Raw genomic sequence first — 24,120 nt, 5'->3', positions numbered from 1 at the left:
TCCTTACAAAGCTCCGCTGGCGGGGGGACAGAGCCCCCCTTGCAAACTACTGGAATTGATTGTGCCGACCTTGGTCGGCGTTCTGGTCTCGATCAGCCGACAAACGCTTTGTAAGCGGCTTCATCCATCAGCTCGTCGAGAGCCGACAGATCTTCGATCTTCATCTTGAAGAACCACCCCTCACCGAGCGGATCGTCGTTCACGAGCGACGGGTTATCGGCAAGCACATCGTTCACTTCGACGATCTCGCCATCAAGCGGGGCAAGGATGTCCGAGGCGGCCTTGACGGACTCGATCACGACGACTTCCTCATCCTTGGTGACTTCGGTGCCTTCCTCGGGCAGTTCGACGAAGACGATGTCGCCAAGCTGTTCGCTGGCATGCTCGGTGATGCCCACGACAACCACGTCACCTTCGACGCGAAGCCATTCATGCTCTTCGGTATATTTCATTTGGCTGATCTCCTGCTGGACTATTTCTTGAACTGGGATGGACGGAAAGGAAGATCGGCGATCACGGCAGGAAGTCGTTTGCCACGCACTTCACCCCAGACGGTCGTTCCCTTGCTCGTAAAGTCTTTGGCGACATATCCCATCGACATCGGTCGCCCGATGGTCGGGCCAAAGGCGCCCGAAGTCACGACACCGATCTGCGCGCCACCTTCGGCGCTGTCGAAGATCGGTGTGCCTTCACGCATCGGTGCCCGCCCCTCGGGGAGAAGACCGACACGCGCACGGTATGCGCCATCCGTGATCTGGCCGAGGATTACATCGCTCCCTTTGAACCCGCCTTCACGCGCACCGCCCGAACGGCGCGCCTTCTGGATCGCCCAGAGAAGCGAGGCCTCGATCGGCGTGGTGCCTTCGTCGATGTCATGCCCATAAAGACAAAGCCCTGCCTCGAGGCGCAGCGAGTCGCGTGCGCCGAGCCCGATGGCCTCGACTTCGTCAAATGCAAGAAGCGCACGGGTCAAAGCGGCGGCTTGATCGTTCGCGACGGAAATCTCGTAGCCGTCCTCGCCCGTATAGCCCGAGCGGGAAATCCAAAGCTCGCCAAACGCCGAACCTGCGACGATCACATCCATGAAACGCATGTCCGCCGCTTCGGGCACGATCCGCTTGAACACCTCTTCGGCCAGTGGACCCTGAAGCGCGAGGAGCGCACGATCCGCGACCTCTATCTCGACCCGATCCCCGATCGCAGCGCGAAGATGCGCTTCGTCCGCATCCTTGCAAGCGGCATTCACCACCACAAAAAGATGGTCACCGCGATTGGCGATCATAAGATCGTCAAGGATGCCGCCCGTGTCATTGGTGAAAAAGCCATAGCGCTGACGCCCTTGACCAAGCCCCGCGATATCGACAGGAACCAGCATTTCAAGCGCGAGAGCCACATCCGCAACATCGCCCTCTTTCGGCGAAAGGATAAGCTGTCCCATGTGGCTCACATCAAAGAGCCCCGCCTTCTCGCGGGTCCAATTGTGCTCTTGCATCACCCCGAGCGCATATTGGACGGGCATCTCGTAGCCCGCAAAAGGAACCATGCGCGCGCCAAGCTCGCCGTGCAGCTCAAAAAGCGGTGTTTTCTTCAACTCTGTCATTTCGCCTCCGACGTAGCCGAAGGTCGGAGACATTCGGCACCAAAACGGGCCAAAGCCCGCGAATTGATGCCCCCTCTGTCCCTTCGCCTGAGATCGTTATCCCTTCGGCGGGTGCGCATTCTGCACCTCTCTCCAGAGCTTCACACATGTGGCGGTCCATTTGCCTGAGAGTTTACCGGGGCGGTTGCTCCTTCGGCACTGGTGATCCAGTTCTCCCGTCACATGTGTTTCCGATAGGAAATTTTTGAACGGCTGTCCAGTGGAATTTGTCGTTCTCACGCGCCGTTTGGTCGGTTTTTCTACCATACCTATAAACGTCATCCCGCGGTTACATCTCCGCAACCTCTGCGTCACAAATCAGAACCATCTTTTGGGCCATAGACCGCATCAACCTTGGGAAAACCGATGCAGACTTTGGACTTTTCGGGACAAACACGGATCAGGGCGCTTTTCATCTCGGATCTGCACCTCGGCGCACGGGGCTGTAGGGCATCGGAAATTCTGGCCTTTCTGGAACGCACACAGGCCGAGATGATCTATCTCGTCGGGGATATTTTCGATCTTTGGCACGGTGCGACGATCTATTGGGACGAGCGGCATGATTCGATCCTCGATCTTCTCCTGCGTCGTCAGGCCCAAGGTGTGAAACTCGCCTATATCCACGGAAACCACGACGCCCCGAACGCAGACCCTGCCCGCCGTTGGGTGCCCGAGTGGACCATTTGCGAACGGACGACACATGTGCTTGCCGACGGGCAAAGGATGCTCGTCCTGCATGGGGATCAATGCGATGGACGCCTGCTGAAGTGGAGCGTCATGACACGCGCAGGCAGCATCCTTGACGGCACCATGCGGCGGATCGACGGCTGGCTACGCAGGAGGCTTGGTCGGTCCGAGCACGAGCGCAGCCTTGTCCAAGCCTGTATCGCTGCGGTGAACTCGGTTCTAAGCAGTGGCGACGCGCTTGCCGAACGTCTCCTCGCGCTTGCGGACCAAAGCGGGCACGACGGTGTCATCTGTGGTCACTTCCATCGCCCTGCGCTGCGCCAAAGCAACGGCATGACCTATGCAAATTGCGGTGACTGGATGGATAGCCTCACCGCTCTTGTCGAAACCTATGACGGCACCTTGCAACTCTTGGAATGGGCACCGCAATCAGGGACCCATTCGGTGTCGTTCAGCCAGAAAGCACTTATATGTTGATCACACTTTCGGTCGCTCTTTTCTCGCTCTTGGCGGCACTGCACTTCGGCACCATTGCGATGACGCTTTGGCGCTATCTTGTGCCCCGCCGCAGCGCACCACGGGGACAGCCCTTTTTGTCGCTGATCAGACCCGTCTGCGGCGCTGATCCGATCGAACGAGAAACCCTCGGATCAAGCTTTGCGCTCGACTATCCCCAATACGAGCTGATCTTTTGCGCACCGCGCGAAAACGATCCGTCGGTCGCGCTTGTCAAAGATCTGATGGCCCAGCATCCTGCCCGTCCCGCACGCCTCTTGATCGGAGAGACGGCGCTTACCGGAAACCCAAAGCTCAATAATCTTTTCAAAGGCGTCGAAGCCGCGCGTTCGCCGTGGCTGGTGATGACGGATTCGAACCTTTTACTTCCACCGAGCTACCTCGATGATCTTCTGGACTGCTGGACAAGCGGGGTCGGGCTTGTCTCCGGTCCCCCCGTCGGCAGCAGGCCCGAGAGCTTCTGGGCAGCGGTCGAGGCGGCCTTTCTCAACACCAATCAGGCACGCTGGCAGCTTTCCATCGACAGCCTCGGGTTCGGCTTCGCTCAAGGCAAAACCCTATTCTGGCGTCGTGATCTATTGGAACAGGCTGGGGGCCTCGTCGCGCTCGGCCGAGAGCTTGCCGAAGATGTCGCGTCCACCAAAGCAGTGCGGGCCCAAGGGTTCCGTGTCCGCCTCCCGCGCAAGCTCTTTGCGCAACCGCTTGGCAAACGCGAACGCCGTCCCGTTTGGCACCGTCAGCTTCGCTGGTCCCGCCTGCGGCTCGAAGGCTTTCCGATCTTCTTCATGCTGGAAATCTTCCAAGGTGCGCTTCCGCCGCTCCTTTTGCTGAGCACTTTCGTCGGGATGGGGCTCGCACCGCTTTGGTCGCTGCCCGTGCTCGGTGGTCTCTGGTTCGGCGCGGAATGGCTCTTGGCGCGCGCCGCAGGCTGGCCCTCGGGCCCGCGCGATCTGGCCGCGATGATCGTTCGAGATGCGCTCTTTCCCGTGCTTTGGCTTTCGACTTGGCGCAGTCCGACGATCCATTGGCGCGGTCATCGCGTCGAGGCCATCGACTGATCAAAAGCAAAAGGCCGCCCGAAAGGCGGCCTTTATACTGTCCCGAAAGAGAGGCGATCTTACTTGATCTTGCCTTCTTTGTACTCGACGTGCTTACGAGCAACCGGATCGTATTTACGAACGGTCATTTTCTCGGTCATCGTACGAGCGTTTTTCTTGGTTACGTAGAAGTGCCCGGTCCCCGCGCTGGAGTTCAGGCGGATTTTGATGGTGGTAGGCTTCGCCATTTCTCATCTCTCCTGATCGCGGGCCACATGGCACATCGCGTGAAATACTGAATTGAAGCCGCCTTTTACCTGCGTGCCGCGCCGAGTCAACCTCAAAGAGCCAAGATTCAGCATCAGGTTCGAAAGATTCTTTTTCCACAGCGGCATGGGCAAAGAAATATGCGCGGACGGCCTATAAGCCGGGTTTTGTCCAAGAGGTTGCCCTCTCTGGATGACCATTCATCTCGAGCGGCTGTTACCAACCGCCCTCTAGCTGCCAACCCGAACCACTCGGGGTCAAGCGTCCCTGCGCGGATATCGGCAAGCCGATCAGCACACGCGCGTGGTTCCTATTTGGCATTGCTCCCGGTGGGGCTTGCCGTGCCGGTTCTGTTACCAGTTCCGCGGTGGGCTCTTACCCCACCTTTTCACCTTTTCCCTGCACGAGGCAGAGTAGTCTGTTTTCTGTGGCGCTTTCCCTAGGGTTACCCCCGCCGGACGTTATCCGGCACCGTGCTTTGTGGAGCCCGGACTTTCCTCGGGCCGAAGCCCGCGGTCATCCAGCCATCCGCGCGACGGCGTGCTTAGGCGCTTGGCGCTTGTCGGTCAACGGGAAACCGCTCGGCCAGATCGCCTGCAAGCGCCAGATCGATAGCGTCCACAGGTCCGCTCATCCTTGGACGAAAGCGCAGCCGAAGGGCGGCCAGACGCGTCTCGAAGGGCACGGCTGGATCATACCCGAACACCGTCAGCGCTGCATCGACCGCTTGCGCGATATCTTCGGCCCTCGCCACTCTGGCCTCAGGCCAGATCGAAAGGCCGGAGCGCGCAAGCCTCTGCCAATCGAACCGAAAGCCGGGATCGATCTTGCGACCGGGGGCGCAATCGGAATGCGCGATCACACGTTCGGGCGGGATAGACCATCGCTGCATAATCTGCGCGAGCAGCTCCTCGAGCGCGTTCATCAAAGGTGCCGAAAACGGGGCGTATCCCGTGTTTGACAGCTCGATCCCGATCGAGCGGCTGTTCACATCCGTGACGCCCCCCCAGCGGCCTGCGCCCGCGTGCCAAGCGCGGTCTGTCTCGTCCACAAGCGGGATCACCTCACCCTGTGGCGAGATCAGGTAATGCGCTGACACCTCTGTCTCGGGAGAGCACAAGACACGCTCGGCCGCCACACAGTCCGCCATTGCAGTGTAATGAATGACGACAAGATCAGGTCGGGCCCCGTCGCGGCGCGGCCCGAAATTCGGGGATCTGGGCCCCGAGGCGATCAGTTGCCGGACGCGGCTGCCTTGGCCGCCAGCTTGAAGGGCGCAGGGTCCCATGCACAGGCAAAGCCGTCGCCATCGGGATCAAGCCCGCGCGCGTCCCGCTCAGGGCCGCCACGCGCCAGAAAATCGCGCTGCGCCGCATCTGCCGAGACATAGGAGGCGCAATTGCGCTGATACCGACTCTGGCTGGCGAATTTGAAACGCGAATACCATTCCTGCCCCTTGGAATTCGGCGCATTGAGAGCGTATTCCACGATATTCGGACCTTCGCGCCCGTCCCGCTCGGGAACGGCAGTCTGGCCGACGACCTGATATTGAGCTGCATTTTCTGCCAGACGCGCGGCATCGGATTCGATCGTTTCGCGCGACGCAACCGCGTCAAAGTCCTGTTCGTCGGAAATCCCCGCCCCAATGACCGCAGGCGCAGCATTCGAGGGCGACGCTTCGATTCCCGTGGTCCGCCCCGCTGCGGCCTCGACCGCATCGATACGGGAGCCGATCCCGACCGCCTGCAACTCGGTCGTAGCGACTGCTGCAGGAGCGCTGAGGGTGCCCGCCGCAAGGGGAGCGGTCCCGTTCAGCGCCGCTTCACGCTGCGCACGCTCGATCTCGTATTGGCTGTAATCATTGAACCCGACGCCCGCGCCGCTGTCGGGGACAGACGAGCTACATGCAGCGAGTGCAAAAAGCGTAATACCAACACCAAGTAACGTTTTCACGATCAGGACCTGCCCATCTCAACCAGTTTCGGCGCTCTTACCACCACTTTGACGGCTTGGCTACGAAGCCAGCAGACCGTTCGAGCGAATAGGCGATATTCAGCAAATCGGCCTCTTCCCACGGACGCCCGATCAGCTGGAGCCCGAGCGGAAGCCCGTTCGAGGCAAGCCCCGTCGGAACCGCCACACCGGGCAGGCCGGCAAGGTTCAGCGTCACAGTAAAGACGTCATTGAGATACATCTCGACAGGATTTGCATCCGAGACCTCACCGATGCCGAAGGCCGGCGAAGGCGTCGCAGGCGCAAGGATCGCATCCACACCCGCAGCAAACGCCTCTTCAAAGTCGCGCTTGATCAGCGTGCGGACCTTGCGGGCGCGGTTGTAATAGGCGTCGTAAAAGCCTGCCGAAAGCACATAGGTGCCTACCATGATGCGACGCTGAACTTCGTGACCGAAGCCTTCGGCGCGGGTCTTCTCGTACATCTCGGTGATCCCGTCGCCCGACCCGAGCTTGGCACGATGGCCGAAACGCACGCCGTCATAGCGCGCAAGGTTCGACGAAGCTTCGGCAGGTGCGATCACGTAATAGGCGGGAAGCGCGTATTTCGTATGCGGAAGGCTGATATCGACGACCTTGGCCCCCGCATCGCGGAGCATCTCTGCACCCTGATCCCAGAGCTTGGAAATCTCGTCGTTCAGACCCTCAAGACGGTATTCCTTCGGGATACCGATCGTCTTGCCCTTGATGTCGCCGGTCAAAGCGGCTTCGAAGTCGGGAACCGTGATGTCGGCCGAGGTCGAATCCTTCATATCGTGACCCGCCATCACGCCCAGCATGATGGCCGAGTCGCGCACGTCTTTGGTCATCGGTCCCGCCTGATCGAGCGAGGAGGCATAGGCGATGATGCCCCAGCGCGACACACGGCCATAGGTCGGCTTGATCCCGACCGTGCCCGTAAAGGCCGCAGGCTGACGGATCGAACCGCCCGTATCGGTGCCCGTCGCCCCAAGGCAAAGATCCGCCGCAACCGCAGCCGCCGATCCCCCCGAAGAGCCGCCGGGGGTCAGATTGCGATCATCGATCTTCCACGGGTTGACCGCAGGGCCGTAAACCGAACTCTCGTTCGACGAGCCCATGGCGAATTCATCCATGTTGAGCTTGCCGAGCATGACCGCCCCGCTCTCGAAGAGCTTGGAGGTGACGGTCGACTCGTATTCGGGTTTGAAGCCTTCGAGAATTCCCGAGGCGGCTTGGGACGCAACGCCCTTGGTGCAAAAGAGATCCTTGATCCCGAGCGGGATACCGTTCAGAACGCCTGCCCCCTCGCCCCGACGGGCATCGGCCGCCTTGGCCTGCTCCATGGCGATCTCGGGGGTTTTGTGGACATAGGCATTGAGTGCATCGGCCGCATCGATCGCCGAAAGACAAGCTTCGGTGAGCTCGACAGAAGTCACCTCGCCTTTGCGAAGCGCATCACGCGCAGCGGCAATGGTCAGTTTATTGAGCTCGGTCATTATTCCACCACCTTCGGCACGGCAAAGAAGCCTTCACGCGCATCGGGCGCATTCTTGAGAACCGCACCCTGCTGATCCCCATCCGTCACCACATCAACGCGGCGCTTGAGGCGCTGCGGCGTGACCGAGGTCATCGGCTCGATACCATCCACATTCACTTCCTCGAGCTGTTCGATAAAGCCGAGGATTGCGTTGAACTCCTGCGCCAGTGCGGGCAGTGCATCTTCTTCCACCTTGATGCGGGCAAGTTTTGCCACGCGGCGGGCGGTTTCCGTGTCGATAGACATGGGCCTCTCCGTATATTGGTCGGGACTGCGTTTAACGCCGACAGTCCACACCCGCAAGCATATCAAAGCGCAAAAAGGGCAGGCTTAGCGGCGCGCGGCAAAAAAGCTGCGTAAAATCGCCTCCGCATCCTCGGCGGCCAGCCCGTCATAGACTTCGGGCGCGTGATGGCATTGGGGCCTTGCAAAGACGCGCGCTCCTACGCTTACCCCGCCCGACTTGGGATCGCTTGCCCCAAAATAAAGCCGCCGGATCCGCGCAAAGGAAATCGCCCCGGCGCACATCGGGCAAGGCTCGAGCGTCACATAGAGATCATGATCCGCAAGCCGCTCCTGCCCCAGAACACGGCAGGCCCCGCGGATCGCAAGCACTTCGGCATGGGCGGTCGGATCACACAACTCGCGCGTGCGGTTGCCTGCCCTGGCGACGACCTCGCCTTTCGGGCCGACGACGACGGCGCCGACAGGCACCTCGCCGCGTTCGGCCGCCGCCCGCGCCTCCTCAAGTGCGACACCCATGTGACTTGTGAATTCCATGCCCCCTTCTGCGCGATTTTCCTGTTCCGTTCAACTCCTGCCCCTCTTGCCTTTGTGCTTCAAATATCCCGGGGGAGTCTGCCTTTGGCAGACGGGGGCAGCGCCCCCCTCTTTTTATCCCCATTGCGCGGGCATCCCCTCAGGCGCTATGAGACCCCATGACCAAAGACACTCCCACAGGCGATCGCATCGCAAAAGTCCTCTCCCGCGCCGGCGTTGCCTCGCGCAGGGAAGCCGAACGTATGATCGAAGACGGCCGCGTGAGCGTGAACGGAAAGGTCATCACCTCTCCCGCGCTCAATATCACGGGCAGCGAACGGATCGTCGTGGACGGCAAGCCGCTTCAGGCGGCTGAACCTGCGCGCCTCTGGCTCTATCACAAGCCGACGGGCCTCGTGACGACCGAGCGCGATGAAAAGGACCGTCCGACCGTCTTCGGGTCGCTCCCCGAGGATATGCCCCGCGTGATGAGCGTCGGTCGCCTCGACCTCAATTCCGAAGGCCTTCTGCTGCTCACCAACGATGGCGAGCTCAAGCGCAAACTGGAGCTGCCCTCCACGGGCTGGCTGCGCAAATATCGCGTCCGTATCAAAGGAACGGCCTCCGAAGCGAGCCTCGACCTCTTGCGTCAAGGCATCGAAGTCGACGGCGTGCAATATCAACCGATGATCGTGAATTTCGACCGTCAGGTCGGGGCCAATGCATGGCTGACGATCTCGCTGCGCGAGGGCAAGAACCGTGAAATCCGCCGTGCCATGGAAGGGATCGGCGCCATCGTGAACCGCCTGATCCGCGTGTCCTATGGCCCGTTCCAGCTCGGCAACCTCAAAGCAGGCGAAGTCGAGGAAATCCGCCGCCGCGTATTGCGCGACCAGCTTGGGCTCGATGCGGAGATGGAGCCCTTGGGCACAGCCAAGGCCAAACCTTCGCGCACCCGCAAGGGCGACCCCAAACCCGCCCGCAGCACCGAAAGACCCGTGCGCCCGCAACGTGCGGCCTCGAGCACCGCTAAATCCGAGAAACCCGAAGGTGCGCCCCGTAAATCCTTTGCCCGCCCGAGCAGCGAGCCACGCAAGGACGGCGGCAAACCTTTGCGCAGACCGAGAAAACCCTAACCTTTCCACTTGCCACGGTTGAGTCGATAGTGCAGCCTGCACGCGAATTGACGGGGGTCGATGGTATGGTTGGGAATTTGTCCGAAATTTTGGTGCTCTGTGCCGCAATCTTTGCAGGATGTGCGGGGATCGTGCTCTTTGCCGGTGCGCGGCGTGTGCGCGTCCCGCAGCGACAGGGCGGCTCCACCGACCCACACACACGCCGCCCCTCGTAAATTCGATTGCGCCTTCCTATCTGGAAGGAAAAGCGCCAAACGAGGAACGATATGTCACGGCTTTTACTTTTGCTCCTGATTATCGCATTGCTCGGCTTTGCAATCGCGGGCCTCGCAAAAGCCGGACGGGAACTCGCAACCACATTCCACAGTATCAAGGGGGACTTCATGCCTTCGAGTATTCGCAATATCGCTTTCGCGATCCTTGTTGTCGTGATGTTCGGGGTCACCTCCGGCTGGCTCGGGGCGCTCTGATGGCCGAACGTTTCGGAGGAAAATACTCACCCGTTCCCCAAAACGGCACAGACAAGGCTCAGCGCCGTCAAGAAAAGCGTGACCGGCGCAAGGTCGATCCTGCGGGGGGACGCGCGAACGTCATGTTCGTTCCCGCCGTGGTCATCGCTTTCACATCCTTCGGATCGGGCGCCTCAGGCCTTGCTCTGGCTCTGGTCGCCGCCGCGCTTCTTGCGCTTTCGGCTTGGCTCTTGCGCGACGGTCTTCGGGCCGAAGCCGCGTTCAACGAGCGCAAGATCGCGCGTCGCCCCGCGTTTCCGCGCAAAATCGCGGCCTCACTTCTTGCAGGGATCGGGATCGCCTTGGCCGCCACCGCCAAAACCGGCGACCTTTTGGGCGGCGTTCTCTTCGGGGTGATTACGACAGCGCTTCACAGCGTCGCTTTCGGGATCGACCCTCTTTCAGACAAACGGGTCGAAGGGATCGACACTTTCCAACAGGACCGCGTTGCCCGCGTCGTCGACGAAGCCGAGGAATATCTCGCTGCCATCACCGATCATATTGCGACCCTCAAGAACCGCCCGCTCGAACTGCGCGTGAGCTCTTTCGTGTCGGAAGCGCGCGAGTTGATCCGTTCTGTTGAAGAAGACCCGCGCGACCTTACTTCTGCACGCAAATTCCTCGGAGTCTATCTGATGGGAGCGCGTGATGCGACGGTCAAGTTTTGCGACCTTTATCGCAAGAATAATGATACAGAGGCATTGCGCGACTACGAAGCGCTTCTGACCGATCTTGAGGGCAACTTTGCCGCCAAGACCCAGAAAATGCTGATCGAAGATCGAACCGATGTCGACATCGAAATAAAAGTGCTGCGGGACAGATTGCAGCGAGAAGGCGTAAAGCCACAGTGACGGAGAAAAAACATGTCTGAGAATATTCGCAAGCAAGCCGAGCAAACGCTCGCCGAAGTCGAGAAGATCACTGCCGCAGTTCTTCCCGAACCCAAGAATGAACTGGTGACTTTGGACGCAGCCGACAAGCCGACCAGCGCCGAGATCAAAAAGCGCATGGACGAGATCGACATGACGAACACTGGTTCGATCATCGCCTTCGGCAGCCGTGCCCAGACCGAACTTCAGGTCATTTCGCAATCGATGCTCCAAGGCGTGCGTAACAAGGACGTGGGTCCTGCAGGCGACAGCCTCCGCAGCATGGTTTCGACGATCCGCGGCTTTTCGGTGTCCGAACTCGACGTGCGCCGCGAGCGCAGCTGGTGGGAGAAACTCCTTGGCCGCGCCGCACCGATGGCAAAGTTCGTCGCGCGTTTCGAAGACATCCAAGGCCAGATCGACAAGATCACCGATGATCTCCTGAAGCACGAGCATGTGCTTCTCAAGGACATCGAGAGCCTTGATATTCTTTATGAAAAGACGCTCGATTTCTATGACGAGCTGGCGCTTTACATCGCGGCGGGCGAGGAAAAGCTCAAAGAACTCGACAGCACCACGATCCCCGCCAAAGAGGCCGAGGTTGCCGCTGCCTCGGAAGATCAGGGCATCATCAAGGCCCAAGAGCTTCGCGATCTGCGCGCCGCGCGCGACGATCTCGAGCGCCGTGTGCACGATCTCAAACTCACCCGTCAGGTAACGATGCAGTCGCTGCCCTCGATCCGTCTGGTTCAGGAAAACGACAAGAGCCTTGTGACCAAGATCAACTCGACGCTCGTCAACACTGTGCCGCTCTGGGAAACCCAGCTTGCTCAGGCGGTGACCATCCAGCGCAGCGCCGAAGCGGCAAACGCCGTGCGCGAGGCCAATGATCTGACCAACGAGCTTTTGACCGCGAATGCCAACAACCTGCGCGATGCAAACAAGATCGTCCGCACCGAGATGGAGCGCGGCGTCTTCGATATCGAAGCGGTCAAGCAGGCCAACGCGACCCTTATCGCGACGATCAACGAGAGCCTCGAAATCGCCGACGAAGGCAAGCGCAAGCGCGCTGCCGCAGAAGCCGAGCTTCAGACCATGGAAGCCGAGCTCAAAGCGACGCTGGCATCGGCCAAAGCGCGTGCAACGGGCACTGGCGATACCATCGCGACTTCGGTAAACTCGTAAAGTATGAGGACGGGAGCGAATATTGCAGGACTTACGCTCGGGCTTTTGCTCGGGGCCTGCACCATGCTCCCGTCCCAAACGCCTCCGATCGAGCCGCTCCCGAGCACCATCGCGCCGCAAGCCGATGATGCCTTTGACGATGAGTTCGCGCCCGCTCCGACGGGAGCAAGCGAAGAACTGGCCGTCTATTACCGCCGCTGGCAACAGGATCAGTTGACCCAAGGCTTGCTGAGAACGGACGGCGGCGGCCCCGATACGCCGTTCACCGACACCCAGCTTGCCAATAATTTCGTGCGTATCGCGCTCTTTGATGAATATGTGGCGCGCGGCGGTGATCTCAAAGCGCAGGCGACCTTGTCGAAGCTGCGCCGCTGGGAAACCCCGATCCGTATGCGCCTTGCGTTCGGCGACACCGTTCCGAGCCAGATCAGGGCCAAGGATTACGGGAGCGTTCAGTCCTATGCCAAACGGCTTTCGGATCTGACGGGCGTCCCGATCAGTTTCGGTGCAAGTGCCCAGAACGCCAATTTCCACGTCTATATCGTGAACGAGGAAGACCGTCTCGGACTTGGCCCCGAATTGAACCAGATCGCGCCGGGTCTGTCCGAAAGCACGGTGCGCTATACGCTCAATCTGCCCAAGGATCAGCTTTGCCTTGTGATCGGGATTTTCAAAGCCGATGGCGTCACCTACGACCGTGCGGTTGCGATCATCCGTGGCGAGCATCCCGACCTCTTGCGCCTTACCTGCGTTCACGAGGAACTCGCCCAAGGCATGGGCCTTGCCAATGATTACTCGCGTGCCAGCCCTTCGATTTTCAACGACAACGAAGAATTCGGCACGCTGACGCGTCATGACGAGTTTTTGCTCAAGATGCTTTACGACAAACGGTTTCGCACAGGCATGACCGCCGCCGAAGCCGCCCCTATTGCCCGTGAGATCGCCCGCGAACTCATGGCCGAAACGACGATGTAGAAGGAGCCATTTCAGATGGGCATTTTGGATTTTCTCTCAGGCGAATTTATCGACGTCATCCACTGGACCGATGATAGCCGCGACACGATGGTCTGGCGGTTCGAGCGCGAGGGTCATGCCATCAAATACGGCGCGAAGCTCACCGTCCGCGAAGGTCAAGCTGCGGTCTTTATCCACGAAGGCCAACTCGCCGATGTGTTCACTCCGGGCCTCTATATGCTCGAGACCAACAACATGCCGATCATGACGACTTTGCAGCATTGGGACCACGGGTTCCGCTCGCCGTTCAAGTCCGAGATCTATTTCATCAACACGACGCGGTTCTCCAATCTCAAATGGGGCACCAAGAACCCGATCATGCTCCGCGACCCCGAATTCGGGCCGACCCGCATCCGCGCCTTCGGCACCTATACGGTCAAAGTGGGCGATGCCGCCAAGTTCATGCAGGAAATCGTCGGCACCGACGGCGAATTCACCGCCGACGAGATCACGTTCCAGATCCGCAATATCATTGTTCAGGAATTCAGCCGCGCCATAGCGCAGTCGGGAATTCCCGTTCTCGACATGGCGGCCAATACGGCCGAGGTCGGCGCTCTGGTTGCCAAGGCAATCGATCCGATCATCTCGCAATACGGTCTGACCATCCCCGAGCTTTATATCGAGAATATCTCGCTCCCGCCTGCAGTCGAAAAGGCACTGGATGACCGCACGAGCCGCGGCATTGCAGGCAACCTTGACGATCACATGAAGTGGAAAGCCGCCGAAGCCATGGGCGCCGAAGGCTCTGCCATGGGTCAGGCGATGGGTGCAGGTATGGGCGCGGCGATGGGTATGGCTATGGGCCAACAGACAATGACCCAAGGCCCTTGGGGTGCTGCGCCGCAAGCGGCCCCCGTTGCGCCCCCGCCGCCACCTGTCGAACATGTCTGGCATATCGCGGAAAACGGCGCGACCAAGGGTCCCTTCTCCAAGGCAGCCTTGGGCCGTATGGCTAGCGATGGCGCGCTCAAACGCGAAACGCTGGTCTGGACCGCGGGGCAGGACGGCTGGAAAGCGGCGGGCGATGTGGCGGAGCTTGCACAGCTCTTTACGATCCTGCCGCCCCCTCCGCCGCCGCCCGCAGGCTGATTACGCTTCGCGCCACTCCACCAATGCTTTGGTCAATTCGGCGGTGGCGTTCTTATAGGCGGGGCTCTCCAAACGCTTGAGAGCCTCGTCGAATTCGCCCCGAGCCAAGTCAAGCGCGACTTTACCTGCATTGAGATGGAAATCGGAATGAAGTTTGCGAACCATATAGGGCGTTCGGCTAAAACGGAGATCCTCGGGCTGTGAGTAATACCACTTTCCAAAGGTGCATTGGTCGTCTCGGCAGATCGTGCCGACAGGAAGCTCGCGGTCTTTGTTATGGGCGGCCGTTGTCAATTTCTGCTTCCAAAGATCATGCGCAGCGAGGGCGGCATCAATTTCGGAACGTAGTGTTTGTGTCGTCATAATTGCCTCTTGAATAACTGCTCTTTAACGGCCACCCAAAAAATTCTGTTAGCCCCCCGGACCCGAAATTTCGAAAATCTGACCCATGAGCCAAACACCCGTAGAACACCGTTTTCCCTGTCATCAATGCGGCGCAGATATGCGCTTCGAGCCGGGCGCAGACCGTTTGATCTGTGATTTTTGCGGCAATACCGAAGCCGTGGAAAAGGGCGCTTTTACGGGGGAAGCCATCCGCGAGCTCGATTTCGAGGCCGCGATCCGCGACCAGCTGCCGCAGGCCGAAATCGAAGTAACACGGAATGTGGACTGCCAGAATTGCGGCGCCTCCTTCGAGTTCGACGAAAGCATCCACTCCGCCGAATGCCCGTTTTGCGCAACCCCCGTCGTCACCGACACAGGGGCGCACCGCCAGATCAAGCCCAAAGGCGTAGTGCCTTTCGCGCTTTCGGAACCGCAGGCCCACGAGGCGATGAATGCGTGGCTGGGCAGTCTTTGGTTCGCTCCGAACGGTCTTAGGGAATATGCGCGCAAGGGGCGCAAGATGAACGGCATCTATGTGCCCTACTGGACCTTTGATGCCGATACCAAGACCCAATACACGGGCCAACGCGGCGACGACTATTACGAAACACAAACCGTCGTCCGTGACGGCAAGCGCGAGACGGTTCAGGTCCGCAAGACACGCTGGCATAATGTTTCGGGCCGCGTCGCACGGTTCTTTGACGATGTGCTTGTCCTTGCCTCGCGCTCGCTCCCCAAGAAATACACCGATGCACTTCAGCCTTGGGACCTGTCGGCCCTACTGCCCTATTCCGCCGATTTTCTGGCGGGATTTCGGGCCGAGGGCTATCAGGTCGATCTGAGCGACGGCTATACCGAGGGGCGTCAGATCATGGACGCGATCATCTTGCGCGACATCAAGTTCGACATCGGCGGCGACCATCAACGGGTGTCTTCGGTCAATACCACAATCAAGGATGTGACGTTCAAGCATATCCTGCTTCCTGTCTGGCTTGCCGCTTACAAGTATCGCGGCAAAAGCTATCGTTTTGTGGTCAACGGACAGACGGGCAAAGTTCAGGGCGAACGGCCCTATTCTGCGTGGAAGATCGCCTTTGCCGTCATCTTGGGGCTTATCGCTGCGGGAATTGTGGGCTACATCGCTGCGCAAAATCAATAACACTTGACCTGAGGTCGCAATTCTTGCACCCCCTTTGGTCAAATGATTGCGCTAACGGCGCCTTTTGGAGAAAGTGACCCCAATGATCCTGTCTTGTGGTGAAGCCCTCATCGACATGCTCCCGCGCAAATCCGAAGCGGGTGAAGACGCCTATGCCCCCTATGCGGGCGGCGCGGTCTTCAACACGGCCATCGCGCTTGGACGTCTCGGCGCACCTTCGGCGTTTTTCTCCGGGATCGCGAGCGACTTCCTCGGTGACATCCTTTTGAACTCGCTCAAAGAGTCCAAGGTCGACACCTCGGCCTGTGCGATTTCGGATCGCCCCTCGACCGTGGCCTATGTGAAGCTGGTCAACGGTCAGGCGACCTATGCCTTCTATGATGAAAACACTGCGGGCCGCATGCTTTCCATGGATGACCTTCCGACCGTCACTGCGGACGCGCTGTTCTTTGGCGGGATCTCACTGGTGGTCGAACCTTGCGGTGCGACCTATGAGGCCTTGATGATCCGCGAGAGCACCAAGCGCGTGACCATGATCGACCCCAATGTCCGCCCCTCGTTCATCAAGGACGAAGAGAGCTATCGCGCCCGCATCGACCGCATGTTCCGTCATGCCGATATCGTCAAACTCTCGGACGAAGACCTCGCTTGGCTCATGGGCGGCGACGACATCGAAGCCATGGCGCGTGAAATCCTGCACATGGGCGCACGTCTCGTCTGCATCACCAAAGGGGCCGAAGGTGCGGTCGGCTATACCAACCAGCACGTTGTCGAAGTCCCCGCCAACAAAGTCGAAGTCGTTGATACGGTCGGCGCGGGCGATACTTTCAACGCGGGCGTTCTGGCTGCGCTCTACAAGCGCGGTGCCCTTGAAAAGCAGGCGCTCAAGACGCTTGATGAAACGTCGATCCGCGCGGCGCTGACCCTTGGGGTGCAGGCGGCGGCTGTGACCGTCTCGCGCGCGGGTGCAAACCCGCCATGGGCAAACGAGCTATGAGAGCGCTTCTCCAACGCGTCACCGAAGCTTCGGTCAAGGTCGACGGGGAAGTCATCGGCGAAATTGGTGAGGGTCTGTTGATCCTCATCTGCGCCATGGACGGGGATGAGGATGCCAAAAGCGCCCAACTTGCCGCCAAGATTTCAAAGTTGCGCATTTTCAAGGACGAAGACGGCAAGATGAACCGCTCGATCCTCGACATCGGCGGCTCGGCCTTGATCGTGAGCCAGTTTACTCTTGCCGCCGACACATCCCGTGGAAACCGTCCGGGGTTCAGCTATGCCGCCCACCCCGACGAGGGCGAGCGGCTCTATGAGCTTTTCAAAAAGGATGTCGCGGCACTCGGCATCCCCACGGCCTGCGGCAAGTTCGGCGCGGACATGAAGGTCTCGCTCGTCAATGACGGCCCCGTGACGATCTGGATGGACGTCTAGCGGCGCATCGCGGTCGCGAGGGTCGAGCCGCCGAACATGGCGGCCGCAACCACGACGATCGAGGGACCGACGGGCGTATCGAGATAAAGCGAAACGCCCAATCCCCCCAACGCCGCAAAGGCCCCCAAACCCGCTGCGATGAACGCCATCCGCTCGGGCGTGCGCGACAAGCCACGGGCGGTTGCGGCGGGAATAACCAAAAGCGCCGTGATCAGCAGCGCCCCGACCACCTTGATCGAGACCGCCACCACGGCAGCAAGAAGAAGCGTGAGAACGAGTTGCTCACGTCTCGGGTTCAGCCCAGCGGCATAGGCGAGATCGGGGTTCAGCGTCGAGGTCAGAAGCGCAGACCAATGCCGCCAAAGCACAAGCGCTACAACAAGCGCCCCGCCCCAAATAATCGCAAGATCCGTTTTGGAAACGGTGAGAACATCCCCGAAGAGATAGGCATCAAGGTTGATTCGCGCGCCTGGGATCAACGAGACGGCGACAAGCCCCGTTGCCAGCGCCCCGTGCGCCAGAACGCCTAGAACCGTATCGACCGCATAGCCCTTGCCGGTAAGTGCAAAGATGCTGAGCGCCATGAGCAGCGCGATCCCCGCCACACCGACGAAGATCGAAACCGAGAACCCCAGAGCAAGCGCCACTCCGAGGATCGCCGCATGGGCCGTTGCATCACCGAAATAGGCCATCCGGCGCCAAACCACGAAACACCCTAAAAGACCTGCCGCAAGCGCGGTCCCGACGCCTGCCAAAGCCGCGCGCACCAAGAAATCGTCAAACATCAATGCGCATCCTCGTGGTGCTTGTGATGGGGGTGGTGATGATCATCGTGGGCATGGTGATGGTCATGATCGTGGTCGTGTTCATGACGATAGAGCGCAAGCGCCCCGCCCGTCCCCGTGCCAAAGAGCTCGCGATAGGCAGGCGCAGCCGAGACGACAGCCGGCGAGCCTTCGCAGCAGATATGCCCGTTGAGACAGATCACGCGGTCGGATGCGCTCATCACCACGTGAAGTTCATGACTGACCATCAGAACCGCGCAGCCGAGCGTATCGCGCACCTCTTCTATCTGGCGATAGAAATGCGCGGACCCCGGTTGATCAAGGCCCTGCGTTGCTTCGTCGAGGATCAGAAGGTCGGGCTCGCTCAGGATCGCACGCGCCAGAAGGACGCGCTGGAACTGCCCGCCCGAAAGACGGGTCATTTGCCGATCCTCAAGGTCGGGCGCCCCCGCTTTGACCAAGGCGGCACCAGCGGCTGCATCACTGACCCGATGCGGCAGATCGAGAAAGCGCCGCACGGTCATCGGCAAGGTCGGGTCGATATGGAGCTTTTGCGGCACGTAACCGATCTTGAGCCCCGATTTCCGTTCGATCCGCCCGCCCGTCGGTTTGATCGCCCCGATGAGCGACCGAAGGAGCGTCGATTTTCCCGACCCGTTCGGCCCGACAATGGTGACGATTTCACCACGTCTGATGGTCAGGGACACGTTCTCGAGAACGGCCTGTTCTCCGCCATGTCCTGCAGAAAGGTTCTTTGCTTCCAGAAGGATCAAGCTTTGCCCCCCTGACACGAAGGACAAAGCCCCTCGGCTTCCATGACGGTTTGCTCGATCACAAAGCCTGCTTCATCGGCGCTCCCCTTGAGAAGCGCACCGCGCGGCGCTTCGGCTTCGGCCACCTTGTGGCAGCTGCGACAGATCATAAAGGCAGGGTCGTGCTCCGCTCCGGGATGGGTGCAGGCCACAAAGGCATTGAGCCGTTCGATGCGATGGGCAAAGCCGTTGTCCACAAGGAACCCGAGCGCACGATAGGCGACGGGCGGTTTCGAGCCGAACCCGTCCTTGTCCAGACGCGCAAGCACGTCATAGGCCCCCATCGCCTGATGCGACTCGAGCAGGATTTCCAGCGCCCGCCGCCGCACAGGGGTGAGCTGGAGCCCTTGATCCGCACAAGAGCGCTCGGCAGAGGCAATCGCATCGTGCACGCAACTGTGGTGATCGTGGTGGGAAAAGCCTTTTGCACCCGTCATCAAATCAAGCCTTGTGATGTTATAACGTAACTCATATATCCGACCCATTCAAATTGCACAAGAAGAACCATGCTGATTCGATCCCTGCCCTTTTTGCTCCTTGCGCTGCCCGCCCATGCGCAATCGCTGACCATTGTGACCGATATTCCACCGCTTGCAGCGATCGCTTCTGCGGTTGTCGGGCCAGATGTCGAGGTCCGCGCGCTCCTACCTCAAGGTGGCTCGCCCCATGATTTCGCGATGCGGCCCTCGGATGCACGGATGCTGCACGGCGCTGATGTGGTCTTTTGGTCGGGCGAAGGAATGTCGCCTTGGATGGAGCAGGCTCTCGAGAGCCTCGATGGCGAGACGATCATCATCGAAGCCTTCGAAACCCAAGGGTGGACGCCGTTGCCATTGCGCGATCTCGAAGCGATCGGGCACGTCGAGAACCACGAGGAACACGAGCACGAAGTCGACCACGGGCATGGGCATGGCGATTTCGACCCTCATGCGTGGCTCTCGCCCCTCAACGCGGCTGCATGGGCCGAGACCTTGGCCGATGTCCTGACCCAGAACAACCTCGCCGGTGTCGAAGTCTCGGCCAATGCCCAGACCTTTGCGATGGAGATGGGCGCCCTTGAAACCGCGCTCAAGGCAGAGGCCGAGAAACTCCGTGGCAAGGGCTACCTCGTCTCTCACGATAGCTTCCAGTACCTCGAAACCGCGCTCGATCTGCCTGCATCGGGGGCCATCGCGCTCTCGGATGCTTCGGCTTCCGGTCCTGCGCATATCGCTGTCCTCAAGGAACAGGTCGTTGCGCAGGGAATTTCCTGCATCCTCACCGACCCTCAGAGCAATCCCGATCTTGCGGCGCTGGTTGCCGAAGGCACCGAGGCGAACATCGCGATGGTCAATCCGCTTGGGAATGCGGAATTGACGGGTGCGGAGTATTATCGTGCCTTGCTCGGCGGTATTCTCGTCACTCTGGCCGAGTGCACGGGCGCGACGAACTGAGCCAATCGGGAAGATCGACAATCGTCTCCAACACAGTTGCGGCATGGGGCGCAAGCACATGCCGCGGCATCGGCCCCGTCAGGACCGCCACCGGCGTCATGCCTGCCTTTTGACCGGCGTGCAGATCGTGAAGACTGTCCCCGATCATGACACAGTCCTTGGCAGCGAGGCCCGTCCGCTCGCAAAACGCGGCGAGCTGGCCTGCCTCGGGCTTGGCACCATAGCCGCTGTCTGCACCTGCGATAAAGTCGAATAGATCCAGAATACCGTGTGCTGCCAGATGCGCCCGCGCGGGGCCTTCGGTATCATTGGTCGCAATCCCGAGCACATAGCCTTGGTCCCTCAGACCCGAGAGATAGGGGAAAAGATCCGTCACAGGCACCTGCGGCACCGCTTTTGCCTTTTCACTGACCAATGCAAAAAGAGTGTCCTGCGAGATATCGAGATGCGGCACAAGGAGCGCGGTCCAGACCTTGGCGGTCTCGGCGATAAAGACACTCTCGGCGGTGAACCGCTCTTCGTCGATCTTCACCCCCATGAGGGCCGCCAGCGCCGCGAGATGGTCGTCATCACGCGCCAGCTCGATCAGCAACTGCTTGGCATAAGGCCCCCATGTCGCGTTGAAATCGAAGAGCGTGCCGTCTTTGTCGAAAACAAGTCCCTTCATGTCCAATGCACATGCTCCGCACCCGGAAGTGCATAGCGCGCCCTTAGCGGCTCTTCATAGGCATAGGCATGGGCATCACAAAACGCGACCACCCAAGCGTCATCCATAGTGAGGAATTCGAGCACCGAGGCCAGAAAGGTCGGGTCCGCCGCCCTCTCCCGCATATCATCGACCGATGTGCCGGTTGACCCCATAAAGATGGGGCAAAGCTCGTCATTTCCCGCAAGCCAAGCAAGAGCGCGCAGCGCGAGTGTTTCAGCCTGTTCAGGTTTCATGGATGCTCCCGTGCCGATGGCAATGGTTTCTTAACAACTTTGGGTCACTTTGACTCAAATCGGAGCTATCCGCATCGCGCGAGGAAATTCAACATGTCAGGGAAAATTCTTGTCCTCGATCCGTCGACGACACATCGCATTCTCCTCAAGGTGCGGCTTCAGAGTGTCGGCTTCGACGTGATCGGCTGCGCCAGTTCCGAGGACGCCAAGATCGCACTCGCCGAAGGGAAACCCGACCTTCTTATTGCCGCAATGGGCACAGGTTATCCCGCCATCCGCGAATTCTGTGCAGCCTTTCGGCTCGGGTCCGAGACGAGCCATATTCCCATCCTCGCCTTCGGGGCGAGCGACAAGCGCAAGCGCACGGATTGGCTTACCGCTGGGGCCGATGATGCCTTGGATCAAAGCACCAGCGACGCCCATCTTTTTGCCCGTATCCGAAGCCTTTTGCGGATGCATACGGGCGAACGGCCGCTCGGTTTCGTTACCGAGCGCGCTTTGGGTTTTTCCGAACACAGTGATGGCTTCGGTCGCCCCGCTCGGGTTCTGATCCTGACGCATATTCCAATTCGGGCACGCGCGCTGGTGCAGGCCTTGGAAACAGGCGGGCGCTTTATCGTGAGCTGTCTCGATCCTGCGCAACCTTTTCCCCAGAATGCCCCACCGCCCGATGTTCTGTTGATCGACGCCCGCGGGGGTCAGGACCCCCTCGGCCAAGGCAAAGCTCTTCGGCTCATCACAGAGCTGCGGAGCAGGGCCGACACGCGGAGCGCCGAACAGTTGGTCATCACGCCCGAGGATGGGTCGGCCATCGCGGCGCTTGCTCTCGATCTCGGAGCGTCGGACACGGTTTCGGGTGACGCGAGCCACGACGAAATCACCCTTCGCATCGGCAAGCTACATTACCGCAAGCAAAAGCTCGAACGACTGCGCGCCACCTTACGGAACGGGGTCGAAGCCGCATTGACCGATCCGCTTACGGGACTTCACAACCGCCGCTATGCCGAACCGCATATCCAGGCGATTGCCGAGCATGCGCGCGAAAATGCGACGACCTATGCGATCCTTGCCATCGATGTGGACCATTTCAAACGGATCAACGACACCTATGGCCATGCCGTCGGGGATCAGGCGCTTGTCTCTATCGCCGCGCTCCTCAAACAGGGGACGCGCTCGAATGATCTTGTTGCGCGCTTTGGCGGCGAAGAATTCGTGGTGGTGATGCCCGAGGCCGATCTCAAATCCGCCGAAGCGATGGCCGAAAGGCTGCGCGACCGGATCGAAAGCACGCCGATCTATGCGGAATTGGCTGGGGGCGCCATCGGCATGACGGTCTCGATCGGAGTGGCTCTGGGCGGCACGCTCGGTGATCGGCTGTCCTCACCGCTGGAGCGGGCGGACGCGGCGCTCTATCGCTCAAAGCTTGCGGGGCGCAACATGGTCAGCGTGAGCGCCCTCGCCTCCTAGCGGTCGTCCTGTTTGCCTCTTGTCGCGAAATGCTCGACGCGGTCGGCAAAGGCGTTGCGCTCTTGCGCATCCATTTCGACAAGTCGCTTGATCAAAGCCTCCTGCCCCGCCTGCATCGCCAACGCACCGCGGTCGCGTTGAGCGGCAAAGAGGTCTTCGATCACACCTACGTCAAAGGGTTCAGCGCGCACGGCCGTAATGAACGCACGCACCGACTCTTCGCGCGCGCCGCGCGACGGAAGCCTGAAACTCGGGTTCGCCCGCAGATCCTCGCGGATTTTGGCGCGGTCGTCACGAGACAGGGCCTTGCCGAATTCACCCAAGCTGACGTCATACCCCCCCATCGGGGCGGGGCGTTTGCCGTTGAGCAGGCCACCCCCGATCACGCCGAGGATCATGACGTTCAAGGCGAGCGAAATGACAAAGGCGATCTTGAGCGCCTTGCCCTCTGTCAGTTTTTGAAAGCGGGATTTCGGTTGGTCACTCATCGCTTAGCCCTCCACACCCAAAACATCGTCCGAAGAAAACACGGTCAGGTCAACACTTGTGCCCCAGATCGCATCGTCAATGACGGAAAGCGCATCGGGCGGTGCAATCCCGATCCAAAGTCCCGTGATCGCAGCGGCGGCAAGCCCGCCTGTGCCCACCCAGCCGCCGAGCATGCTCCAAACAAGGGTCAACAGCCCGCCGCTTTCTGTTATTTTCTCCACGGGGGGCGCCGACCACTCGTCCTGAACCATCGCCGCATCCGCAAGGAGTCGCGTCATGAAATCATCGCTTACTTCGGGCGTCGTGCGCCGCGCAGAAGCGAAAATCTCGTCGAGTTCGAAATCGTTCATATCGGGCTTTTCAGTGGTCATTTTCATACCCCAATTCAGCTTTCCTGCCGGCCAGAAGTGCGGCCAGCGCTCTTTTCCCACGCGCTGTCAGGCTTTCGACGGCCTCAACGCTGATGTCCATGATCTCGGCGATCTCGGGGTTTCCGAGCCCGTCGAGGTGACGCAATGCGACCGCTTGGGCCTGCCGTTCGGGAAGCTCGGACAAAGCCTCCTGAAGCGCCTTGTGTCGTGCTCGATCCTGCATCTCTTCTGCGACCGAAGGAGCCCCGCTTTCGGGCTCTGCAATCGTGTCGATACCCACGCTTCTTTTGCGCCTGCGAAGACGGTCGGTGCAGAGGTTCGAGGCCACGCGATAAAGCCATGTCGAAACCTGCGCCTCGTCCTGCCGCCACTCAGGTGCGATGCGCCAAAGGCGGATCAACGCCTCTTGGGTGACGTCTTCGGCCTCGGCCCGATCCCCGAGCATACGATACGCCTGAGCCAATATGCGCGGTGCAAGCCGTCCCGCCAGAATGCGCGCAGCATCTCGATCTCCGTTGGCATAAGCAACGAGGAGCGCTCCATCGGGAATTTCAGTGTCCTGCAAGGCAGCTAGTGTCATCGTCCAAAGTGCTATCTGCTTGGCCAGCGCGTGGCAATCACTCGGTAGGA

Annotated in this window: 31 protein-coding genes, 1 other RNA gene and 1 riboswitch; of the genes, 14 read left to right on the top strand and 18 right to left on the bottom strand. The window is 60.1% G+C overall.

The annotated features are described in order from the left end of the window. Positions 1–92 precede the first annotated feature (92 nt). Together gcvH and gcvT are read right to left on the bottom strand one after the other, a co-directional pair. The gene (gcvH, locus tag QQG91_RS03540; protein ID WP_285771606.1) at positions 93–452 is read right to left on the bottom strand and encodes a glycine cleavage system protein GcvH; all 360 of its coding nucleotides are present in this window, start codon (positions 450–452) and stop codon (positions 93–95) included. A 20-nt stretch (positions 453–472) separates the two neighbouring features. Then, on the bottom strand, positions 473–1,600 hold the full coding sequence (gcvT, locus tag QQG91_RS03535; RefSeq protein WP_285771605.1) for a glycine cleavage system aminomethyltransferase GcvT: 1,128 nt from the start codon (positions 1,598–1,600) through the stop codon (positions 473–475). A gap of 142 nt (positions 1,601–1,742) precedes the next feature. Then, a riboswitch (glycine riboswitch) is annotated at positions 1,743–1,828 on the bottom strand. Positions 1,829–2,005: 177 nt separating this feature from the next. Here gcvT and QQG91_RS03530 point away from each other — a divergent pair. Then, positions 2,006–2,803 (top strand): UDP-2,3-diacylglucosamine diphosphatase, encoded by a 798-nt coding sequence (locus tag QQG91_RS03530; protein WP_285771604.1) that lies wholly within the window; start codon positions 2,006–2,008, stop codon positions 2,801–2,803. Next, entirely contained in the window at positions 2,797–3,900 is a 1,104-nt protein-coding gene (locus QQG91_RS03525) for a ceramide glucosyltransferase (protein ID WP_285771603.1), read from the top strand. The genes QQG91_RS03530 and QQG91_RS03525 overlap by 7 nt, the downstream gene beginning before the upstream one ends. Before the next feature lie 59 nt (positions 3,901–3,959). On the opposite strand, the gene rpmG is transcribed toward QQG91_RS03525, so the two are convergent. The 7 genes from rpmG to QQG91_RS03490 all read right to left on the bottom strand — a co-directional run bounded on the left by rpmG (position 3,960) and on the right by QQG91_RS03490 (position 8,436). Further along, positions 3,960–4,127, bottom strand: a complete 168-nt coding sequence (gene rpmG, locus QQG91_RS03520; protein ID WP_008885060.1) for a 50S ribosomal protein L33 — start codon at positions 4,125–4,127, stop codon at positions 3,960–3,962. A gap of 159 nt (positions 4,128–4,286) precedes the next feature. After that, positions 4,287–4,678: RNase P RNA component class A (gene rnpB / locus QQG91_RS03515), an RNA gene on the bottom strand. Positions 4,679–4,690: 12 nt separating this feature from the next. Further along, positions 4,691–5,434 (bottom strand): N-acetylmuramoyl-L-alanine amidase, encoded by a 744-nt coding sequence (locus QQG91_RS03510; protein ID WP_285771602.1) that lies wholly within the window; start codon positions 5,432–5,434, stop codon positions 4,691–4,693. After that, positions 5,380–6,099, bottom strand: a complete 720-nt coding sequence (locus QQG91_RS03505; protein ID WP_285771601.1) for a hypothetical protein — start codon at positions 6,097–6,099, stop codon at positions 5,380–5,382. Before QQG91_RS03505 ends, QQG91_RS03510 begins: the two co-directional genes overlap by 55 nt. 37 nt (positions 6,100–6,136) lie before the next feature. Next, positions 6,137–7,615, bottom strand: coding sequence for an Asp-tRNA(Asn)/Glu-tRNA(Gln) amidotransferase subunit GatA (gene gatA, locus QQG91_RS03500; RefSeq protein WP_285771600.1), 1,479 nt, complete (start codon positions 7,613–7,615; stop codon positions 6,137–6,139). Continuing rightward, complete coding sequence (gene gatC / locus QQG91_RS03495) at positions 7,615–7,902, bottom strand: Asp-tRNA(Asn)/Glu-tRNA(Gln) amidotransferase subunit GatC (protein WP_285771599.1); 288 nt, start codon at positions 7,900–7,902, stop codon at positions 7,615–7,617. Before gatC ends, gatA begins: the two co-directional genes overlap by 1 nt. A gap of 84 nt (positions 7,903–7,986) precedes the next feature. Beyond that, the gene (locus QQG91_RS03490) at positions 7,987–8,436 is read right to left on the bottom strand and encodes a nucleoside deaminase (protein WP_285771598.1); all 450 of its coding nucleotides are present in this window, start codon (positions 8,434–8,436) and stop codon (positions 7,987–7,989) included. A gap of 158 nt (positions 8,437–8,594) precedes the next feature. Between QQG91_RS03490 and QQG91_RS03485 the strand changes: the two genes are divergently transcribed. From QQG91_RS03485 to QQG91_RS03455, 7 genes are all read left to right on the top strand, one after another. Beyond that, entirely contained in the window at positions 8,595–9,551 is a 957-nt protein-coding gene (locus QQG91_RS03485; protein WP_285771597.1) for a pseudouridine synthase, read from the top strand. Between the two features lie 77 nt (positions 9,552–9,628). After that, positions 9,629–9,766 carry a hypothetical protein gene (locus QQG91_RS03480; RefSeq protein WP_285771595.1) on the top strand — a complete coding sequence of 46 codons (138 nt, stop codon included), beginning with the start codon at positions 9,629–9,631 and terminating at the stop codon, positions 9,764–9,766. Between the two features lie 51 nt (positions 9,767–9,817). Beyond that, a complete protein-coding gene (locus QQG91_RS03475) occupies positions 9,818–10,021 on the top strand; it encodes a hypothetical protein (protein ID WP_285771594.1) in 204 nt (67 codons plus the stop codon). Then, on the top strand, positions 10,021–10,911 hold the full coding sequence (locus tag QQG91_RS03470; protein WP_285771593.1) for a 5-bromo-4-chloroindolyl phosphate hydrolysis family protein: 891 nt from the start codon (positions 10,021–10,023) through the stop codon (positions 10,909–10,911). Before QQG91_RS03475 ends, QQG91_RS03470 begins: the two co-directional genes overlap by 1 nt. Positions 10,912–10,923: 12 nt before the next feature. After that, positions 10,924–12,114 carry a toxic anion resistance protein gene (locus tag QQG91_RS03465; RefSeq protein ID WP_285771592.1) on the top strand — a complete coding sequence of 397 codons (1,191 nt, stop codon included), beginning with the start codon at positions 10,924–10,926 and terminating at the stop codon, positions 12,112–12,114. A 63-nt stretch (positions 12,115–12,177) separates the two neighbouring features. Continuing rightward, positions 12,178–13,089 carry a DUF2927 domain-containing protein gene (locus QQG91_RS03460; protein ID WP_502881594.1) on the top strand — a complete coding sequence of 304 codons (912 nt, stop codon included), beginning with the start codon at positions 12,178–12,180 and terminating at the stop codon, positions 13,087–13,089. A gap of 15 nt (positions 13,090–13,104) precedes the next feature. Next, complete coding sequence (locus tag QQG91_RS03455; protein WP_285771590.1) at positions 13,105–14,217, top strand: SPFH domain-containing protein; 1,113 nt, start codon at positions 13,105–13,107, stop codon at positions 14,215–14,217. Here QQG91_RS03455 and QQG91_RS03450 read toward each other — a convergent pair whose 3' ends face one another. Continuing rightward, the gene (locus QQG91_RS03450; RefSeq protein ID WP_285771589.1) at positions 14,218–14,580 is read right to left on the bottom strand and encodes a CZB domain-containing protein; all 363 of its coding nucleotides are present in this window, start codon (positions 14,578–14,580) and stop codon (positions 14,218–14,220) included. A gap of 85 nt (positions 14,581–14,665) precedes the next feature. On the opposite strand from QQG91_RS03450, the gene QQG91_RS03445 reads away from it, so the two are divergent. The 3 genes from QQG91_RS03445 (at position 14,666) to dtd (ending at position 17,191) form a co-directional block, all read left to right on the top strand. Beyond that, positions 14,666–15,760, top strand: a complete 1,095-nt coding sequence (locus QQG91_RS03445; RefSeq protein WP_285771588.1) for a TFIIB-type zinc ribbon-containing protein — start codon at positions 14,666–14,668, stop codon at positions 15,758–15,760. An 82-nt stretch (positions 15,761–15,842) separates the two neighbouring features. Beyond that, entirely contained in the window at positions 15,843–16,757 is a 915-nt protein-coding gene (locus QQG91_RS03440; protein ID WP_285772302.1) for a carbohydrate kinase family protein, read from the top strand. After that, the gene (gene dtd / locus QQG91_RS03435; RefSeq protein WP_285771587.1) at positions 16,754–17,191 is read left to right on the top strand and encodes a D-aminoacyl-tRNA deacylase; all 438 of its coding nucleotides are present in this window, start codon (positions 16,754–16,756) and stop codon (positions 17,189–17,191) included. The genes QQG91_RS03440 and dtd overlap by 4 nt, the downstream gene beginning before the upstream one ends. Here dtd and QQG91_RS03430 read toward each other — a convergent pair. Genes QQG91_RS03430 through QQG91_RS03420 form a run of 3 tightly spaced genes read right to left on the bottom strand, consistent with a single transcriptional unit; the run spans position 17,188 to position 19,225 of the window. Beyond that, positions 17,188–17,976, bottom strand: a complete 789-nt coding sequence (locus QQG91_RS03430) for a metal ABC transporter permease (protein WP_285771586.1) — start codon at positions 17,974–17,976, stop codon at positions 17,188–17,190. The genes dtd and QQG91_RS03430 overlap by 4 nt on opposite strands. Then, positions 17,976–18,749 (bottom strand): ATP-binding cassette domain-containing protein, encoded by a 774-nt coding sequence (locus tag QQG91_RS03425; RefSeq protein ID WP_285771585.1) that lies wholly within the window; start codon positions 18,747–18,749, stop codon positions 17,976–17,978. The genes QQG91_RS03430 and QQG91_RS03425 overlap by 1 nt, the downstream gene beginning before the upstream one ends. Beyond that, on the bottom strand, positions 18,746–19,225 hold the full coding sequence (locus tag QQG91_RS03420; protein WP_285771584.1) for a Fur family transcriptional regulator: 480 nt from the start codon (positions 19,223–19,225) through the stop codon (positions 18,746–18,748). Before QQG91_RS03420 ends, QQG91_RS03425 begins: the two co-directional genes overlap by 4 nt. A 69-nt stretch (positions 19,226–19,294) precedes the next feature. Between QQG91_RS03420 and QQG91_RS03415 the strand changes: the two genes are divergently transcribed. Then, positions 19,295–20,221, top strand: coding sequence for a zinc ABC transporter substrate-binding protein (locus QQG91_RS03415; RefSeq protein WP_285771583.1), 927 nt, complete (start codon positions 19,295–19,297; stop codon positions 20,219–20,221). Here QQG91_RS03415 and QQG91_RS03410 read toward each other — a convergent pair. Together QQG91_RS03410 and QQG91_RS03405 are read right to left on the bottom strand one after the other, a co-directional pair. Beyond that, the gene (locus tag QQG91_RS03410; RefSeq protein WP_285771582.1) at positions 20,187–20,888 is read right to left on the bottom strand and encodes an HAD family hydrolase; all 702 of its coding nucleotides are present in this window, start codon (positions 20,886–20,888) and stop codon (positions 20,187–20,189) included. The two genes, QQG91_RS03415 and QQG91_RS03410, sit on opposite strands and share 35 nt — an antisense overlap. Continuing rightward, positions 20,885–21,163, bottom strand: coding sequence for a DUF3572 domain-containing protein (locus QQG91_RS03405; protein WP_285771581.1), 279 nt, complete (start codon positions 21,161–21,163; stop codon positions 20,885–20,887). The genes QQG91_RS03410 and QQG91_RS03405 overlap by 4 nt, the downstream gene beginning before the upstream one ends. A gap of 93 nt (positions 21,164–21,256) precedes the next feature. On the opposite strand from QQG91_RS03405, the gene QQG91_RS03400 reads away from it, so the two are divergent. After that, on the top strand, positions 21,257–22,630 hold the full coding sequence (locus QQG91_RS03400) for a diguanylate cyclase (protein ID WP_285771580.1): 1,374 nt from the start codon (positions 21,257–21,259) through the stop codon (positions 22,628–22,630). Here QQG91_RS03400 and QQG91_RS03395 read toward each other — a convergent pair. Genes QQG91_RS03395 through QQG91_RS03385 form a run of 3 tightly spaced genes read right to left on the bottom strand, consistent with a single transcriptional unit; the run spans position 22,627 to position 24,070 of the window. Then, complete coding sequence (locus QQG91_RS03395; protein ID WP_285771579.1) at positions 22,627–23,118, bottom strand: periplasmic heavy metal sensor; 492 nt, start codon at positions 23,116–23,118, stop codon at positions 22,627–22,629. The genes QQG91_RS03400 and QQG91_RS03395 overlap by 4 nt on opposite strands. Before the next feature lie 3 nt (positions 23,119–23,121). Beyond that, complete coding sequence (locus QQG91_RS03390) at positions 23,122–23,490, bottom strand: hypothetical protein (RefSeq protein WP_285771578.1); 369 nt, start codon at positions 23,488–23,490, stop codon at positions 23,122–23,124. Continuing rightward, positions 23,480–24,070 carry an RNA polymerase sigma factor gene (locus QQG91_RS03385; protein ID WP_285771577.1) on the bottom strand — a complete coding sequence of 197 codons (591 nt, stop codon included), beginning with the start codon at positions 24,068–24,070 and terminating at the stop codon, positions 23,480–23,482. The genes QQG91_RS03390 and QQG91_RS03385 overlap by 11 nt, the downstream gene beginning before the upstream one ends. Between the last annotated feature and the right edge of the window lie 50 nt (positions 24,071–24,120).

This window comes from Marivivens sp. LCG002 (assembly GCF_030264275.1).
Classification (GTDB): domain Bacteria; phylum Pseudomonadota; class Alphaproteobacteria; order Rhodobacterales; family Rhodobacteraceae; genus Marivivens.
The sequence above is the reverse complement of the archived record's forward strand: the minus strand, read 5'-3'. Positions and strand labels throughout refer to the sequence as shown.